Annotated in this window: 16 protein-coding genes and 1 pseudogene; 8 read left to right on the forward strand and 9 right to left on the reverse strand. The window is 48.0% G+C overall.

Going from position 1 to position 14,995, the window contains the following annotated elements; all coding sequences use genetic code 11:
- The first annotated feature begins 47 nt into the window (after positions 1 to 47).
- Genes BMZ51_RS17505 through BMZ51_RS17515 form a run of 3 tightly spaced genes read left to right on the forward strand, consistent with a single transcriptional unit; the run spans position 48 to position 2,261 of the window.
- A complete protein-coding gene (locus tag BMZ51_RS17505; protein ID WP_068010503.1) occupies positions 48 to 767 on the forward strand; it encodes an SDR family NAD(P)-dependent oxidoreductase in 720 nt (239 codons plus the stop codon).
- A gap of 7 nt (positions 768 to 774) precedes the next feature.
- On the forward strand, positions 775 to 1,188 hold the full coding sequence (locus tag BMZ51_RS17510; RefSeq protein WP_068010504.1) for a 6-carboxytetrahydropterin synthase: 414 nt from the start codon (positions 775 to 777) through the stop codon (positions 1,186 to 1,188).
- The gene (locus BMZ51_RS17515; protein ID WP_068010506.1) at positions 1,188 to 2,261 is read left to right on the forward strand and encodes a glycosyltransferase; all 1,074 of its coding nucleotides are present in this window, start codon (positions 1,188 to 1,190) and stop codon (positions 2,259 to 2,261) included. The genes BMZ51_RS17510 and BMZ51_RS17515 overlap by 1 nt, the downstream gene beginning before the upstream one ends.
- Positions 2,262 to 2,273: 12 nt before the next feature.
- Here BMZ51_RS17515 and BMZ51_RS17520 read toward each other — a convergent pair whose 3' ends face one another.
- A complete protein-coding gene (locus BMZ51_RS17520; protein ID WP_068010508.1) occupies positions 2,274 to 3,230 on the reverse strand; it encodes a hypothetical protein in 957 nt (318 codons plus the stop codon).
- Between the two features lie 48 nt (positions 3,231 to 3,278).
- Between BMZ51_RS17520 and BMZ51_RS24525 the strand changes: the two are divergent.
- Both BMZ51_RS24525 and BMZ51_RS17530 read left to right on the forward strand, forming a co-directional pair.
- Positions 3,279 to 3,425 (forward strand): annotated as a pseudogene (locus BMZ51_RS24525) (transposase); the annotation flags it as partial.
- A 70-nt stretch (positions 3,426 to 3,495) separates the two neighbouring features.
- Positions 3,496 to 4,254 carry an IS5 family transposase gene (locus BMZ51_RS17530; protein ID WP_074882199.1) on the forward strand — a complete coding sequence of 253 codons (759 nt, stop codon included), beginning with the start codon at positions 3,496 to 3,498 and terminating at the stop codon, positions 4,252 to 4,254.
- Here the strand turns inward: BMZ51_RS17530 and BMZ51_RS17535 are convergent.
- The 7 genes from BMZ51_RS17535 to BMZ51_RS17565 all read right to left on the reverse strand — a co-directional run bounded on the left by BMZ51_RS17535 (position 4,240) and on the right by BMZ51_RS17565 (position 10,485).
- Positions 4,240 to 5,058 (reverse strand): alpha/beta hydrolase family protein, encoded by an 819-nt coding sequence (locus BMZ51_RS17535; protein WP_139201419.1) that lies wholly within the window; start codon positions 5,056 to 5,058, stop codon positions 4,240 to 4,242. The genes BMZ51_RS17530 and BMZ51_RS17535 overlap by 15 nt on opposite strands.
- Positions 5,059 to 5,235: 177 nt before the next feature.
- Positions 5,236 to 6,207, reverse strand: coding sequence for an alpha/beta fold hydrolase (locus BMZ51_RS17540; protein WP_074882200.1), 972 nt, complete (start codon positions 6,205 to 6,207; stop codon positions 5,236 to 5,238).
- 329 nt (positions 6,208 to 6,536) lie between these two features.
- On the reverse strand, positions 6,537 to 7,265 hold the full coding sequence (locus tag BMZ51_RS17545; protein ID WP_082825744.1) for an RES family NAD+ phosphorylase: 729 nt from the start codon (positions 7,263 to 7,265) through the stop codon (positions 6,537 to 6,539).
- Complete coding sequence (locus BMZ51_RS17550; protein WP_082825749.1) at positions 7,262 to 7,600, reverse strand: MbcA/ParS/Xre antitoxin family protein; 339 nt, start codon at positions 7,598 to 7,600, stop codon at positions 7,262 to 7,264. Before BMZ51_RS17550 ends, BMZ51_RS17545 begins: the two co-directional genes overlap by 4 nt.
- Before the next feature lie 367 nt (positions 7,601 to 7,967).
- Positions 7,968 to 8,645: a type 1 glutamine amidotransferase domain-containing protein gene (locus tag BMZ51_RS17555; protein WP_068010512.1), complete on the reverse strand. Its 678-nt coding sequence runs from the start codon at positions 8,643 to 8,645 to the stop codon at positions 7,968 to 7,970.
- 95 nt (positions 8,646 to 8,740) lie between these two features.
- Entirely contained in the window at positions 8,741 to 9,772 is a 1,032-nt protein-coding gene (locus BMZ51_RS17560; protein WP_068010513.1) for an NADP-dependent oxidoreductase, read from the reverse strand.
- Between the two features lie 122 nt (positions 9,773 to 9,894).
- Positions 9,895 to 10,485, reverse strand: coding sequence for a TetR/AcrR family transcriptional regulator (locus tag BMZ51_RS17565; RefSeq protein WP_208979561.1), 591 nt, complete (start codon positions 10,483 to 10,485; stop codon positions 9,895 to 9,897).
- Between the two features lie 455 nt (positions 10,486 to 10,940).
- Between BMZ51_RS17565 and BMZ51_RS17570 the strand changes: the two genes are divergently transcribed.
- The 3 genes from BMZ51_RS17570 (at position 10,941) to BMZ51_RS17580 (ending at position 13,541) form a co-directional block, all read left to right on the forward strand.
- Positions 10,941 to 11,864, forward strand: coding sequence for an alpha/beta hydrolase (locus BMZ51_RS17570; protein ID WP_068010517.1), 924 nt, complete (start codon positions 10,941 to 10,943; stop codon positions 11,862 to 11,864).
- Between the two features lie 12 nt (positions 11,865 to 11,876).
- Entirely contained in the window at positions 11,877 to 12,806 is a 930-nt protein-coding gene (locus tag BMZ51_RS17575; RefSeq protein ID WP_068010518.1) for a nuclear transport factor 2 family protein, read from the forward strand.
- A gap of 72 nt (positions 12,807 to 12,878) precedes the next feature.
- Positions 12,879 to 13,541, forward strand: a complete 663-nt coding sequence (locus BMZ51_RS17580; RefSeq protein WP_068010520.1) for an SDR family NAD(P)-dependent oxidoreductase — start codon at positions 12,879 to 12,881, stop codon at positions 13,539 to 13,541.
- Position 13,542: 1 nt separating this feature from the next.
- On the opposite strand, the gene BMZ51_RS17585 is transcribed toward BMZ51_RS17580, so the two are convergent.
- Positions 13,543 to 14,544: a UDP-glucuronic acid decarboxylase family protein gene (locus tag BMZ51_RS17585; protein WP_068010523.1), complete on the reverse strand. Its 1,002-nt coding sequence runs from the start codon at positions 14,542 to 14,544 to the stop codon at positions 13,543 to 13,545.
- Between the last annotated feature and the right edge of the window lie 451 nt (positions 14,545 to 14,995).

The raw sequence follows: 14,995 nt of genomic DNA on the forward strand, positions 1-14,995 counted from the left end.
GCTGCCTATGCCATAGTTCGCATAAGACGCCGAAGTCGGAAGGTCAGATGGAAAGAACAGCAGTCGTCACGGGAGCTAGCAAAGGTCTGGGCTATGAATTTGCTCGTAATCTTGCAGCAAAGGGATATCGCCTTGCCATTTGCTCCACAAACAAATGTCGAATAGAGCAAACAGCCGATCAACTGCGCCAGGAGCATCCATCACTCCATATCTACTCAAGTCAATGTGATATGACTGATCCGAAGTCTGCAGAGGCATTTTTTCAAAAGACACACGATGTGTTTGGTCGGCTTGACCTTACAATTAACAATGTCGGGTATCTGAAGAAAAATAACTTCATATGTACTTCTTTTGAGGAATGGGACCGATCTATTAGAATAAATTTATACTCGTGCTATTTGGGGTGTAAATATTCTTTCAAATACATGATCGGGCAAGCAGGTGTAAAAAATATCTTAAATGTCAGCTCTCTTTCTGGAATTAGGTTCGTTCAAAAATTCAAGGGTATGTCTGCCTACATAGCAAGTAAACATGGGGTGGTAGGGTTGACTGAGAGCCTTGCTGTCGAGGGGAATGAGTATAACATCAAAGTTAACTGCATTGCACCTGGCTCAATCAAGACTGAAATGTTCAGAGATAATTTCCCCGGAATATCCCCTGCATCTACACCAGAAAATGTTGCAACGCTAGGTTTACAACTTTGCGAAAACTTTAGTACATCGGCTCTAACCGGAGTAACAGTAGAGTTAACCCAGGACACGCTTTGAGGACTACATGGCAGAAGTAATCATAAAAAGAAAATTATCGTTCTCTGCAAGCCATAGGCTACATTCTAAGCATCTATCCGACGCCGAGAACTTAAACATCTATGGAAAATGCAATAACTTTCATGGACATGGTCACAATTACTACGCCACAATTGCCCTAAAAGGAGGTGTCGACCAAAAAACGGGTATGGTGTATAATCTATCTGATGTGAAAAAGGTGATGGAGGAGGTTATTACGGGCCAACTTGATCACAAAAATTTAGATCTTGATGTTGATTATTTTAAAGACAACCCATCAACAGCAGAAAATATTGCAATAGTTATTTGGGATCTCATAAAAGAGACGCCGATTGGAAAATATCTATACTCTGTTGAACTAATAGAGACAGACAATAATAGCGTTGTTTACATGGGGGAGTGATGAAAAAACTTCATCTCCTAGTAATCACGAGTGCCATCGCACCAGTTGGGTTTGGGAAAACCGGAGGTGCAGAAATCACGCTAAACTCTATGATAGAGGCCCTGGTAACCCTGGGTGGTTGTGAGGTTACTGTACTTGCACCAGAAGGATCGGTCGACAATCACCGCTGCGTTAAACTAGAAACAACGCAAGGTAATCTTCAGCCTTCCATGCAGAATAGTCAATACTTAGACGCAATGCAGGTAACGTGCAATGACATGACTTTGTCACTTATCTCCAGGGCTTTTGAAATACAGGACAAATACGATGCCATTATCAATATGTCCTACGATTTCTTTCCTATGTGGTGCAGTCGTTTCTTCAAAACCCCACTGCTCCACATCGTTTCAATGTGCAGCACAACAGCGTACATGGATGCAATAATTTGCCAAATCTACAAAGAAAACCCTCAATCGCTTACGTTTCATACACTTGGCCAATCAGCTACCTATGGAATAAATGATTTTATTGCTCCAATTTATGCAGGGTTCAATCACAAGAAATACAAATTCCATAAGAACCCAGATCAATGTTTGATATGGGCAGGGCGGATTTCTCCTGAGAAAGGTATCGAGGATGCACTGGAAGCCAGTCGTATCCTTTGCATGCCTATAAAAATTGTTGGGCTAGTTGAAGATGAAGATTACAAACTTAGTTTGCTACACAAATTTCAGGATGTTTCAATTAGTTGGCTAGGCTATATGGATCACTGCGAATTCGTCCAGGAGATTGGCAATGCTCAAGCGATGATATCAACTCCTAAATGGCGTGAGGCAATGGGGATCGTAAATATCGAAGCAAACCTAGCTGGTATACCTGTAATAACGTATGACAGCGGCGGGATCTCCGAAGTGGTCGTTTCGGGAGTCACAGGTTATGTGGCATCGAAAGAAACTCCCGCTAGTATTGCCGGATATTTTGAAAAGTCTGTTGCACTAAACAGACAAGAGATTCGCGATTTTGCAAAAAAACGGTTCTCAATTGAGGCATTCTACCAGCGCTTGTGCAAATGGATTAGCCATACAGTATCCTAATTATTCTGTTCGTTAGAATGGTGTCATGACCCACCACTCCCCACAGGAAGAGCGGTTTTCGGACAGAAGTAGCAATCGTTCGTCGTCACTAAAGTCCTTTAGCTCAGGCAATAAGTTTGTGAATCTGAAATTCTGCCGATAAATCTTTTTGAGCTTCCAGTGCTTTATCACGAGTTTTTCAAATTCGTCGTACTTTTTACCAAGATCAATACCAACAGCATCGAAATCAGGATCATTTTTATCCATGACACTCCGAGTATGTATTTCAACGATTAGAGAGGCTGCTCCGAATTGGGCAATAAAATCCCTATCAATAAGCTCATACTCTCCTCCTTCTATATCGATAAGGAACAAAAAATGAGACGGGTCAATCTCAGCAGTTTCCCCAATGTGTCTCAGGGTGTCAGAGGTGGCGTCGCCGTGCAAAACGAACTGATTTTGTTTAACACTATTTAGCTCCATACCTTGAAGTAGGTTTTCACGTGCTCCCTCAGCCCGTTCATAGATGACAGCTCTCTCAAAGAGTTGAGAATATAATACACCTATCGCAAAATACCCATCTGCCGCCCCGATATTAACCAGCACCTTCTTGCCTGCCTTTGAAAAACCAACGAGTTCTTCTTGCACTTCCTTTTCATAGCTTCCTAAAATTTTCGATGTAAGATCAGTTCCACCCCAGTACTGCTTGCGCAACAATCGCAATCCTGAAAACGGACCTTGCAATACTCTATAATTAGAGCGTTCGCCCAATAAGTTAAGCAGTTTCAACTTTATGCGTCCAAGTTCTTCTTGCTCTGTTGGTTTCAACATTAGGTACCTCTTTGAGCTACTCAAATTAAGGGTGCTATCAACTGCTTCTGTCGTAGACTTCGCAGCAATGCAGAATACTCCTGTCATCTGTGCAAATTTTTCGTAACCGTCCGGTGACCCGGCCTGTTCTTTCGGTTCGTCTTCTGACCTGCTGCCCATAGTTTCCTCCATTTTATGATAGGATTCTACCTAACATTGAGGTGGGATATAAAGCGTTCGTGTTTTACGGAGGAGCAGATCATCCGCATGATCCAGGAACTAAAAAGTGGCGTTCCAACAGCAGAAGTTTGTCGCAGGCATGGTATCAGTACAGCGTCGTTGTACAAGTACAAGGCAAAGTATGGCGGCATGGATGCGCCTTGTTGCATATATCGGCCTTTTAGGTATCCTGCGCTCATATTTTTCCTGTTTGAAGCCCTTCCTTATGCCGTTTAAGTACAATGTTGATCGTCGTCACAAGTTTAACAAAGCTGAATACAAGGTGACGAACTGGGCTCTATATAATGAGAGCTTGCGGCGGCGTGGTGATATTGCCATCTGGGTAGACGCCAGCATTGCTAACGGCTGGTTCGCTCCTGCGGGCAAGCACCGCGGGCGACCCTGCATATTTTCAGAACTCGCCATTGAAACCTGTTTGATTGCTCGTTCTGTTTTCGGGCTTGCTCTGCGCCAGGCACAGGGATTTATGCGTTCTATATTCACCTTCATGGGTCTGCTTTTACCGGTTCCTGATTGTTCCACCCTGTCCCGCACAGCTGGAGGATTAAAGCTTTCACCTGCTAAGTCAAAAGGCCAGCGTGCCCCTGCAGCCCTTGTAATTGACAGCACGGGTTTGAAGGTGTTTGGGGCTGGTGAATGGCAGGAGACGAAGTATGGAGTTAAGAGAAAGCGCAGAAAATGGCGCAAACTCCACCTTGGTCTCGATCTTGATACTGGTGAGATCCTTTGTTCTGAGCTGACGGAAGACAATGTTAGCGACCCAACTGTTGTGTCTGATCTGTTGGACCAGGTTGAAGGATCTGTTGCCACGTTTCTCGGTGATGGAGCCTATGACGGCGAACCAACAAGGCGAGAGATAGCCAACCGATATGACGGGGTCGAGATTGTCGTTCCACCGTCCAGATCCAGCGCGGCTGTTGGTTGCCTGGAAACCGCATGCTGGCAAGGCTTATGCGGTGCTTAGCGTGGCGGAGTGAGTTGCGTTGGTGTGATTTTCATTTATTTTAGAGGGTACACTCCGGTCTAAGAAGTCGAGCAGGAGACGGTGGTGCTTGTTTTCTCCCTCGCTTCCAGGGATATGACCCTCTCCTGCATAGTAATGGGCCTCTACTGGGAGTTGGTTTGCCACCCGGCGGTGCTCCAAGCGGCGTGTCATTTCTGGAGACCAGGTTGCATCTTGCAAGCCTACGGCCAAAAATAGTGGACCTGGATAATGCTCGATCGGTATTGGAGTGGTTGGTAGCAGGCTGTCGCTTTCACCGTTCCAGCACCACGCCCGGCGCTTAGCATCCCATGCCTGCCAACCGGGGTCTCCCGGGTCTCGATAGCGCTTTGCATCGAAGGCACCACATACCACATCGGGCGGGGTCAGGCAGGCAACCGCCTCTGGTAGTGCTTCCATGCCTTCTTGCGCCATCAAAGACGCGACAAGTAACGCGTGCTCAGCACCGCGAGAAACGCCGTAGAGCACTACACGGCCATCACACGCATCGAAATTGCGAAGGGCTTGTATTGCCTCAACCGTGCGCATCAGCTCGACATTTTCTATCGAGCCCGCATTCCACGCATTGCCATCAACAGAGTATCCATGTGGGTAGGCCAAAAAACCAGAGGCCGCCAATATAGCTGCATTTCGGTGAGACCAGCCTGACATCCCGCCCTCCGAACCGTGCAAAATCAGCACCGCTGGCAAGGGAGCCTCTGCAGGCGGCCCATACGTGGTGCCCCACTCTGGCAAGAGACGGCGTACAATACCGAGTGACGACATGCTAAGTTCTCCCTACTTGCAAAAAACAACCTTTAAGTGAGACTGACACGGTTTCAACCAAGCCGCAAGCTGGGGTTCCGCCGATAACGACAAGGCACTGGAAGCGATAAGATGTAACCGGATCGCACAACAACTCGAAAAGCTAAGTACCAACTCACGTCGCAACGAGGCCTGTCACTAATAGCTTATTTCAGTCTGGTCATCTGTTTCAATTGAGCTGCTGGGAATGAACTCGTCAAATGCAGTCCAGAACTGCTTTCTGAATAGGTCTGACTCCATCAAAAGCTCGTGCCTGGCATCCTTAATCTGCAGGTATTTCAATGCAGAGCTTCTTTGACACAGCTCTTCAGATGCCTTTGAAGAGACAATTTCTTCTGCGCCCGCAGTGATGATGAGCGATGGAATTGAGTATTGCCGAGCGAAGTGTGGCTGCTTGAAAATTTTGATAGAGTCTGCGGCGGCCTGAAACCAGCCAACTGTTGGTGCGGACAGCCCCAGTCCTGGGTTTTGTTCGATGATTTCCCGCATTCGGGTAAAGCGTTTTGGGCAGCTTGTAAGAATGTTTCCCTCAAATGGACCGTGAAGATCAGGCCCACCGCCTGGGATGTATGACTTGCTCAAGCCGCACATTATCAAAAAGCGCGAAAGAATCTTGCTTGCAGCGAGCAGCGGAAATGGCATGGAGAATTCCACTAGTGGAGAAGACATCACAATACGGTCAACTCTTGTCTTGAGGTGCTCGTGGGCTAAAAGAGAGATAGCACCGCCAGTAGAATGAGAGAGGATGTAATGGGGCCCGGGAAAGTTTGTGAGCGCGACTTCATCAAGAATGCAGTTCAAATCCTGTACAAAGTCACCAAAGCTTTCAACGTGTCCTTTCATAGGGTCTTCAAGGAGGCGGCCCGAGCCACCCTGACCGCGCAGATCATAAGCAACCACATTAAAGCCACGAGCTCTAAGTTCTTCTATAACCTCAAAGTATTTTTCGATATATTCATCAAAGCCTTGGATAATAGTTACGGTCCCGCTCACGGTTTTAGTCGCAGCTGCCCAATTGGCCCATCGCAATTTCATACCATCAGATACCGATAGGAAACCGAGAATAGCGCCGGGCGGTATAGGATTGCCCGGAGTTTCAGTTAAACTCATAAAAAACCCCTTCATCACATCAAGTTCTGCAGTATTTCGGGAAACCCCACAATAAAACCGGCGATAATCAACGTACTCTATAGGTATAAGCTACTATACCATGCGGGTGGTGCAAGGGTAATTATGATTGACTGCCACCTCAGTATTCCCTCAGGCTTACGATGGCGAGGGTTCAAAGTTGCAGCAGGGCCAGGTTAAGCCCCACAGTATGTAAGGCAATCGTGAGGGGAGCTTTGATACTGCTCTGCCTGAACAGCATCACCACCAGATAGAAACGCCTGTAATCAGCTTGGGTGAAGCGCTGCGGTGAGCCTTGCGGGTGGCCTGTTCTATTGTGTGATTTCGAAGACTTCACCAGTGCTGAGGTTTTTTATCATATCTATGACAGAGCCACTCCAGTGGTAGCTAAAATGGCGGGCTTGTTGAGGGGTAACGATTGTATCTGGATAGAACGCTGCGATACATTGACCGCCTGCGTCACGCACGCTTGGGTAAAGAACACCTTCCCCGCCCTTACTGCGCAGAGCGCGGGCGAAACTTTGAGATGCGCTGTAATCGTCTGGTGCATGAAGGGCTTCAAAGCGTGCATCAGTGACATCTGCGAGTTCAGCATCGACACTGCCCACAAGCTCGCGCATCTGAGAGATCCAGCCTGGAGCTTCATCGGTTGCAGCATAAAAAATACCGTTGTGATGAATAGTCTCAAACAGGGCTGTCTCAAATCTACTGGCGGCATAAAACGCGCCAAATGAGCCGTCATGAAATCGTCCAGCACGATCCGGTGAGGCATGCGTAAATGGGGCCATAAGATAAGACGCCCCTGCCCCGCTCACCCGGCGTTCCACCGGAACAAGATCCAAATTTCCAATGGTTGCAGCAAGGCGCGGATTGGTTCGGCTCTCAGCTGCCGCAAGCAACTCCCAGTCTGCCGGGTCTGCTATGTCTTCGAAGAGATCAATAGGGGGATAAGCCGAGTTTACCATGCGATAATATTGAGGCCAGCGAACTTGAATAATCGGTGCATCGAAGGGGCTTTCAACCAATGTTAATGTACTCACCAGCTGCCCCGCTGCGCATCAAGGTAACGACGCACACGCATCAGGTCCGTCAATTGGCCATGCAACATGATCTGGAGCGCGGTCTCTCCCCCAAAATCCTTATTGGGGCGTTTGATCCAGCCGTATCCACGGTTCGCGTCAGTAAATAAAAGGCGCAGAGCTTTATGTACGCCAAGGAGGTTAGAAAGCCGCGCAGCAAGGTCTACGCTCACCCGACCATATTGCTTCACCTTCCAACGTTGATAGGTGCGCGTTGCGATATCGCCCAGCAACGTACTCGCCTGCTCGTCGGTCAGTTGCCAACGGTCAAAAAGATTAATCACTGCCCTTTGCATAGCTTGAACCTCTGCCTCAGTGAAGGTTGGCCCCTCAGGTGCATTGGGTTGTTCTATTTTGCGAAGGATAGGCATGACATCTCCTGCAGCTTGGCGCAGATAGCGAACGACATATGTCATAATATATAAATTATTCGCCAAATGTCAAGAATTACGGTGTAAAGGGGCAAAAAGCTACATTTCAACGCTTGATTGGCGACTTCCGCGCAAACCAGCGCACATAGCAACGCAAATGCTTCTCGCATGGTGCTTGGCTACGACATATTGTTTGAGACAGGTATGACTTATGCCCAGTGTTGGGTGCACACAAAAAAACCGGCACAGAGAATAACTCCGCGCCGGTTTTTGAGCATTTATCTAGCTGAGCTTAACGCAGTTGCGCCAAAATTGCTTTTGCAGCGGCTTCAGAAGACGCTGGATTCTGACCTGAGATCAAGTTTTCATCTTCTAAAACAAATGAGGCCCAGTCTGGACCTTTTTGATAGATAGCGCCCTTTTCTTGCAGGGCATCTTCCACCAGCAGCGGCACAACATCGGTCAGCTGCACAGCATCTTCTTCGCTATTGGTGAAGCCAGTGACGTTTTTGCTTTTGACGAGAGGGGACCCGTCAGCTGCTTTGGTGTTGACCAGCGCCGCGGAGGCATGGCAGACAACACCGACTGGTTTTCCAGCAAAATACATTTTTTCAATCAGTGAGATAGAGTTTGTGTTGTCTACCAGATCCCAAAGCGGGCCATGGCCGCCTGGGTAGAAAACAGCGTCAAACTCGTCAGCTGAAACTGTGTCCAGCTTGACTGTGTTTGCCAAAGCTACATTTGCAGCCTCATCCGCTTTAAAGCGATCAGTTGCTGCGGTCTGGAAATCTGGCAAGTCACTACTTGGGTCCAGCGGAGGCTGACCGCCAGCTGGGGATGCAAGTGTGATTGTTGCACCAGCATCCTTAAACACGTAGTAAGGCGCTGCAAACTCTTCCAGCCAAAAGCCGGTTTTCTTGCCTGTGTTACCAAGCTTATCGTGGGATGTAAGAACCATTAGCACGTTCATAGTGATCTACCTTTCAGCGGGCATAGGGGGAATAGGCACCAGTTGCGGAGTACTGGTGCCTTTGTTGTTATTGTTATTCTCGTCTCGCTTAGAGACTATTCACCAATCTTGACCACAAGCTTGCCGAAGTTTTTACCTTCCAGCAGGCCGATGAAGGCTTCCGGTGCGTTTTCAAGACCGTCAACCATTTGTTCGCGGTACTTCATCTTGCCTTCCGAAATCCACTTTTGCATATCAGCAACAAATTTTGGATACAGGTTCGGGAAGCTATCAAAAATGATGAAGCCTTGCATACGGATCTTCTTGACCAAAAGTGTTCCCATGAGCATTCCCATGCGGTCGGGGCCTTCTGGCAAGCTGGTTGCATTGTATTGGGAAATGAGGCCACACAGTGGAATACGCGCATTGGCATTGAGCAATGGCATCACTGCATCAAACACTGCGCCGCCAACGTTTTCAAAATAAACGTCGATTCCGTCCGGACAAGCGTCTTTCAGGTCCTGCGCAAAGGTTGGAGAATTGCGGTCAAGACAGACGTCAAACCCAAGGTTTTCAACTGCGTGCTTACACTTTTCTTCGCCACCAGCGATGCCAACAACACGGCAACCTTTGATTTTACCAATCTGGCCTACAGTCGCGCCAACTGGCCCTGATGCAGCTGCAACTGCGATCGTCTCGCCTTCCTTCGGCTCACCGATTTCCAAAAGACCAGCATAAGCGGTAAAGCCCGGCATTCCCAAGATACCAAGACCCCAGGATGGCATAGCTGGCTCTTTACCAAGGTTGAACACCATTTCACCATTGGAAACGGAATAGTCCTGCCAACCGCCCATATTGACAACCCAGTCACCTTCACTGAAGCCTTTAAGGTTAGACTTCATGACAACTGAAACGGTACCGCCGACCATAGCATCACCGATCTGAACAGGATCTGCATATGATTTTGCATCACTCATACGGCCGCGCATATACGGGTCCAGTGAAAGGTAGACCGTACGCAGCAGCATTTCACCTTCGCCAGCTACCGGAATTTTAGCTTCTGCGACGCGAAAGTTTTTGGGAGCCGGAGCACCGACAGGACGTTCCGCCAACACAATTTGGCGATTTATTTCAGTATTTTGAGACATTTTAAATTCCTCTAATTAGGTCAGTAAAAGTTGGTTTATGACGTTTTATGAATTTAGTTCAGTGATGGTCCGCAGTCTTGCACATTCGCTTAGGCTACAGGAGTCGAGCACAGAGGTAGGCACTAAGGCGCTGGTAACATCATTTCCGTTACCTCCAGAGCTTTGTATAAAGGCGTCTTTTCCCGTGTGACTTTGCCGACGAGGCTTGCCCCTAACCACATTTGGTAAAGGATTTGAGCTGTCATTCTTGCATCTATTTTTGCAGAGATTGACCCATCCTTTACCCCCACTTCAATTGCATCGCCGATACGCTGCTCAACCTTGGTCGCCATCTGCGCTAAGAGTTCGCGCATATCCTCAGATATATCCGCGATCTCTGCGCTAAGCTTTACGGTCAAGCAGTGTTTCGAAGTATCCTCAGAATGTTGGTAGTTCGCCCAAAGGTGCCAGTATTGCAGCAGTTTCTCGCGCATGCTTGTTCCGTCGGAAGTAAATAGCTCATCCAAGGTATCTAGGTATTCATCCAAGTACTGCTGAACGAGGACACACCCGAAATGTTCTTTAGAATCAAAGTAGTGATAGAATGAACCTTTTGGGACGCCCGCTGTTTTAAGAAGAAGGCTCAACCCCATGCTGGAGAAGCCCTGCTCCGCTATCAACTTACGGCCAGTTTCCAAAATATGTTGTCGTGTTGCATCACTCTTTTTCGTCATCATGTGAATCGTTGTAATATAAAATAGACCGGTCGTCTAGTTAATTTTGAGATATTCTACTGAACGTGTTGTGATTGAGTATTCTGCTAGTTGGCTGGTAGAGCTACACCGGTCATATTACCATTAGCAAAACGTGCAATTATTCGTCGCGAGAAAATGTCACGCATTTTCAATCGGTTACGATCCAATTCTCGATAGAAAAAGTGTTGGGTGATGGTGTAGACCTTGCTCGCCGCCCTCCCCGGAAAATGACATCTCCCCAATCGCTCGAATGTGCCTTCTCTAAAACAACCTGCATTTGAGAGGCAAACCCTAAGGGTTTATGCGATTTTGCAGCGTCTAGGCAGCTTTGTTTTTACGATGCAAACAAACCCGTGTTTTCTATTAAAGCCATTTTTCTAGTCTACGATCCATGTTGTTTCTAACGAGCAGCGCACAGAACCAAGGATCTGCATATGCCTGAAAGGAAAGACCGCGCAAGGAATATCGAAAAGCTTGAAATGAGGCCGGTGGAATTCGAATGCCACGGTGAACTCTTACGTGGTGATCTTTACCTTCCCAAAAACAGGTCACATAACAGCAAACTGCCTTCAGTTATTGTGACTGGCGCCTGGACCTCGATCAAAGAGCAAATGTCTGGTCTTTATGCTTCTGAGTTGGCACTGCGCGGCTTTGCTTCACTTGCCTTTGATTTTCGGGGATGGGGGCTATCTGCACGTGATGACAAGGTCAAATACCTGGAGAACCCAAACCGTAAGATTGATGATATCCGCGCAGCTATCGACTTTATGGGTCGATGCGAAGAGGTCGACCCCGACAAAATCTGTGGACTGGGAATTTGCGGGTCAGCTGGCTATATGAGTGCGGCAACGGGCGGGAACCGGCATATACACTCTTTGGCGCTGGTCGGTCCGCAGCTATATAATTCTGAGATCATTGCTGAAGTTTATGGTGGTGCCGATGAAGTGATTGCACTGCTAAAGCTTGGACGAGATGCGTCAATACACGAGGTGCCGCGCTACATCGTTGCGGCAAGTAAAGTGGACGAAACAGCTCTTATGTATGGCGTTGAGTACTACACCGATGAAGATCGCGGTCTCATTCCTGAATTTGACAATAAATTCAACCTTGCCTCTTGGGAAGAGCTGCTCACCTTTGATGGCGTTGGGACAGCGGAGAAGCAAAATCAGCCTACACTGATCATCCATAGTGAGGCTGCTGCTGCTCCCAAAGGCGTAAAGGAATTTGCGCGGCGCATGGGAGACCGTGCAACAACGCTGTGGTTCGAGGATGTCTCGCAATTTGATTTCTACGATAAGTCAGCACCAATAGACCGGGCCTTGGAGGCGGTGACAGAACACTTCCACTCAACGCTTTAAACAGGACACTACATGCCGGTATCGACCCCAATTGAAAAAGCCAAGGATGTTGCTGCCATAACCTCAGTTATTGAGGGTATGGCAAACTGCTTTGATCGGGGAGACTACGAAAGCTTGGCTCACCTATACAGCGATCATTTCGAGATTGACTACAGCTCGATCTTTGGAGGCAGCGTTCTCAAGAAAACACGTGAGCAACAATTGGCGTGCTGGGCTGAGTTTCTGCCTGGGTTTGATCTTGTTCGCCATTCACTCAGCGACTTTAAAATTCGCATCGAAGAAGGGGTCGCAAATGCATCTTGCTCTGTCCTGGGCCAGTTTTATCTAGGTGAGAAAGTTTGGGAAGTGACCGGGCACTACCAGCTGCGCTTACACAAGCGAAGTAACCACTGGCGCGTATTCCAACACAGTTTCTTTCTCCATAGTGAAAACGGCAACGGAGATTTACTGCAAATTGCAAAGAGCCGTGCGAAATCTCACCCACCTGGTTTTGTCAAACGCCGACGCGCTCAAGCAGCTGTTATAAAATTTCTTAAGGCACTGGAGAATAAGGATATGGAGGCGCTCGCAAGTGTGTGGGCGGACAAAGCAATAAAAGATATGCCTTACTCTCCCGATGGATTCCCTGATGTGATTGAAGGCAAAGCGAACCTCATAGAACACTATAGCTCGTGGCCGGAGAATGCAGGTGAAGCCGATTTCACCTCGCATTTGAGGTTCTACCCCATGGTCTCTCCAGAGTGGGTGTTTGCGGAGTTCAACGGAGAGGTTGAAATTCTGACCACAGGGCGGGAATACAATCAGATTTATGGTGGCCTGTTCCATGTGCCAGACGGGAAAATTCAATATTTCCGAGAGTACTTCAATCCAGAATTATTCAAGTTTGCTTATGCACTTGATGACCATTTTCGACGTCAAGCATTCCTTGGAAAAAATGATTGAACTTGATAAGAAATAAAAAACTTGCTTTATTATCTTGAATGGAATTCGTAATTGGCAGCAGGAGAGAACCTCATGCCCAAGCGTGCGTTGGTCACAGGAGCAAATAGAGGGATCGGTTATGGCATTGCCAAAGGTCTCTTAAAGGAAGGGCTCGACGTTGTTATCGGCGCGCGGGATGCAAGCTCTGGCGCAGAGGCTGCTCAGCAGCTCCAATGCGGGCATATACAACTGGATGTGGCTGACCTTGGCTCGATCGAGCGTGCCATCGATGATATCGGGGCGATCGATGTGTTGGTTAATAATGCAGGTGTTCTTTATGAGGAACCAATGTTGGAGAACCCTGCTCACTTTGAACAAAGCATGCAGGTTATGCTTCATGGGCCGTTTCATCTGATTAGACGTGTTGCTCCTTCCATGGCTGAAAAGCAATATGGGCGCATTGTAAACGTGAGCTCTGAATGGGGCTCCTTTGCACAAGGGCTTGAAGCACCACCAGGCCCATATGGTGTGGCCAAAGCAGCTCTGAACGCGCTCACGCTTGCACTTGCCAGAGAACTCCCATCTTCAGTAAAGATCAACGCTATGTGCCCAGGGTGGGTCGCAACTGAAATGGGCGGGTCCAGCGCTCCGCTCTCGGTCGAGCAAGGCGCGGACACAGCAGTTTGGTTGGCAACTTTGGACGACGACGGCCCGACAGGTGGCTTCTTTCAAAACCGGCACCATATTGGCTGGTGACTTACAGCCTCTCAGAAACTGCAAACTCTGTGGGCTGGAGGGGCTTGGGTGAAGACATCAATTCTTCGAAATAGGCGATTGTTTTTATAAGCCCTTCGTGAATCTCTGTGGTGGGTGACCAGCCTAAGAAGTCGCGGGCTCTTTCAATGTCTGGTTTGCGCTGGAGCGGATCATCTTGCGGAAGTGGTTCCCGGATGATCTGGGACTTGGACCCAGTTAGCTCCAGCACAAGCTCTGCAAGCTGCTTGATCGTGAATTCCCTCGGATTGCCAATATTGATCGGCATCGAGATATCATCGGTGGCGTTCATCAACTTCATCATGCCGTCTACCAGATCATCGCGATAGCAAAATGAGCGGGTTTGAAGCCCATCGCCATAGAGCGTTATTGGTTTATTGGAGAGTGCTTGCATAATGAAGTTTGAAACGACGCGCCCGTCATTGGGGTGCATGCGCGGTCCATAGGTATTGAAAATACGCATCATGCGGATATTGACATTATTTTGCCGATGGTAATCGTAAAACAATGTTTCTGCACAACGCTTCCCCTCGTCATAACAGGAACGCACCCCAATCGGGTTCACATTGCCCCAATACTCTTCAGGTTGCGGATGGATTTGAGGGTCGCCGTACACTTCGGAAGTGGAGGCTTGCAATATCTTTGCCCTTAGGCGTTTTGCCAGACCCAGCATGTTGATGGCGCCGAGGACACTCGTCTTAGTCGTCTGTACCGGATCAAATTGATAATGCACAGGCGAAGCTGGACACGCCAGATTGTAGATCTCATCGACTTCTACAAACAGGGGCTGGCATACATCATGGCGCAGCAGCTCAAAGCGTTTGTGATCAAGCAAATGCTCCACGTTCATCCGGGCGCCGGTGAAGAAATTGTCTAGACAAAGCACTTCATGTCCTGCTTTCAGGAGCATTTCACTTAGGTAGGAGCCAAGGAAACCGGAGCCGCCTGTCACAAGAATTCTACGTCGAGCATCAAGTGAGAACATAAAACTAACCCGCACTACCACCAGATCACGAGAAGCCTATCAGGCTGGAGTGCACGGTAAACAATGAAAAAGCCCCCCCGATTATTGAATGTGAGCTTCCTTAGCCGCCTCTGCGGGGACACTCTGATTGAAGTGTTGTGGTCTACGCGAAAAGGAAATGTGTTCTTGGCATCAGCTGGAACGCAAAAATTACGAAGCCGCATAGGTTTAAACGCCCGTTCTAGGTCCCTATGTCAGTGTTGCAATGCTTTCTGCCATCGTGATTGTTATTGTGCTCTACAAAAAATTGAGGCAAAAAGAACACAGTTTTAAAGAGGCTGAATTCGCTGTTCTTGACTTAATCAAGAAACGGCATAGTCTCGCTACTCGTTCAAAACATAAGGAGATAAAGCGATGAACAAGAACAGGACAATCCACTCGACCTGCCCTGTTTCCGTGAAAGTTCATCACT

Origin of the sequence: Pseudovibrio axinellae, from assembly GCF_900110875.1 — a bacterium.
GTDB lineage: Bacteria > Pseudomonadota > Alphaproteobacteria > Rhizobiales > Stappiaceae > Pseudovibrio > Pseudovibrio axinellae.

Bases quoted from the DNA above. Each gene is read 5' to 3' on its own strand.
- BMZ51_RS17505 (WP_068010503.1), top strand. From the start codon at position 48: ATGGAAAGAACAGCAGTCGTCACGGGAGCTAGCAAAGGTCTGGGCTAT.
- BMZ51_RS17570 (WP_068010517.1), top strand. From the start codon at position 10,941: ATGCCTGAAAGGAAAGACCGCGCAAGGAATATCGAAAAGCTTGAAATG.
- BMZ51_RS17535 (WP_139201419.1), bottom strand. From the start codon at position 5,058: ATGTCGTCACTCGGTATTGTACGCCGTCTCTTGCCAGAGTGGGGCACC.
- BMZ51_RS17510 (WP_068010504.1), top strand. From the start codon at position 775: ATGGCAGAAGTAATCATAAAAAGAAAATTATCGTTCTCTGCAAGCCAT.
- BMZ51_RS17560 (WP_068010513.1), bottom strand. From the start codon at position 9,772: ATGTCTCAAAATACTGAAATAAATCGCCAAATTGTGTTGGCGGAACGT.
- BMZ51_RS17580 (WP_068010520.1), top strand. From the start codon at position 12,879: ATGCCCAAGCGTGCGTTGGTCACAGGAGCAAATAGAGGGATCGGTTAT.
- BMZ51_RS17540 (WP_074882200.1), bottom strand. From the start codon at position 6,207: ATGAGTTTAACTGAAACTCCGGGCAATCCTATACCGCCCGGCGCTATT.
- BMZ51_RS17575 (WP_068010518.1), top strand. From the start codon at position 11,877: ATGCCGGTATCGACCCCAATTGAAAAAGCCAAGGATGTTGCTGCCATA.
- BMZ51_RS17515 (WP_068010506.1), top strand. From the start codon at position 1,188: ATGAAAAAACTTCATCTCCTAGTAATCACGAGTGCCATCGCACCAGTT.
- BMZ51_RS17520 (WP_068010508.1), bottom strand. From the start codon at position 3,230: ATGGGCAGCAGGTCAGAAGACGAACCGAAAGAACAGGCCGGGTCACCG.
- BMZ51_RS17530 (WP_074882199.1), top strand. From the start codon at position 3,496: ATGCCGTTTAAGTACAATGTTGATCGTCGTCACAAGTTTAACAAAGCT.
- BMZ51_RS17555 (WP_068010512.1), bottom strand. From the start codon at position 8,645: ATGAACGTGCTAATGGTTCTTACATCCCACGATAAGCTTGGTAACACA.
- BMZ51_RS17565 (WP_208979561.1), bottom strand. From the start codon at position 10,485: ATGACGAAAAAGAGTGATGCAACACGACAACATATTTTGGAAACTGGC.
- BMZ51_RS17585 (WP_068010523.1), bottom strand. From the start codon at position 14,544: ATGTTCTCACTTGATGCTCGACGTAGAATTCTTGTGACAGGCGGCTCC.
- BMZ51_RS17550 (WP_082825749.1), bottom strand. From the start codon at position 7,600: ATGCAAAGGGCAGTGATTAATCTTTTTGACCGTTGGCAACTGACCGAC.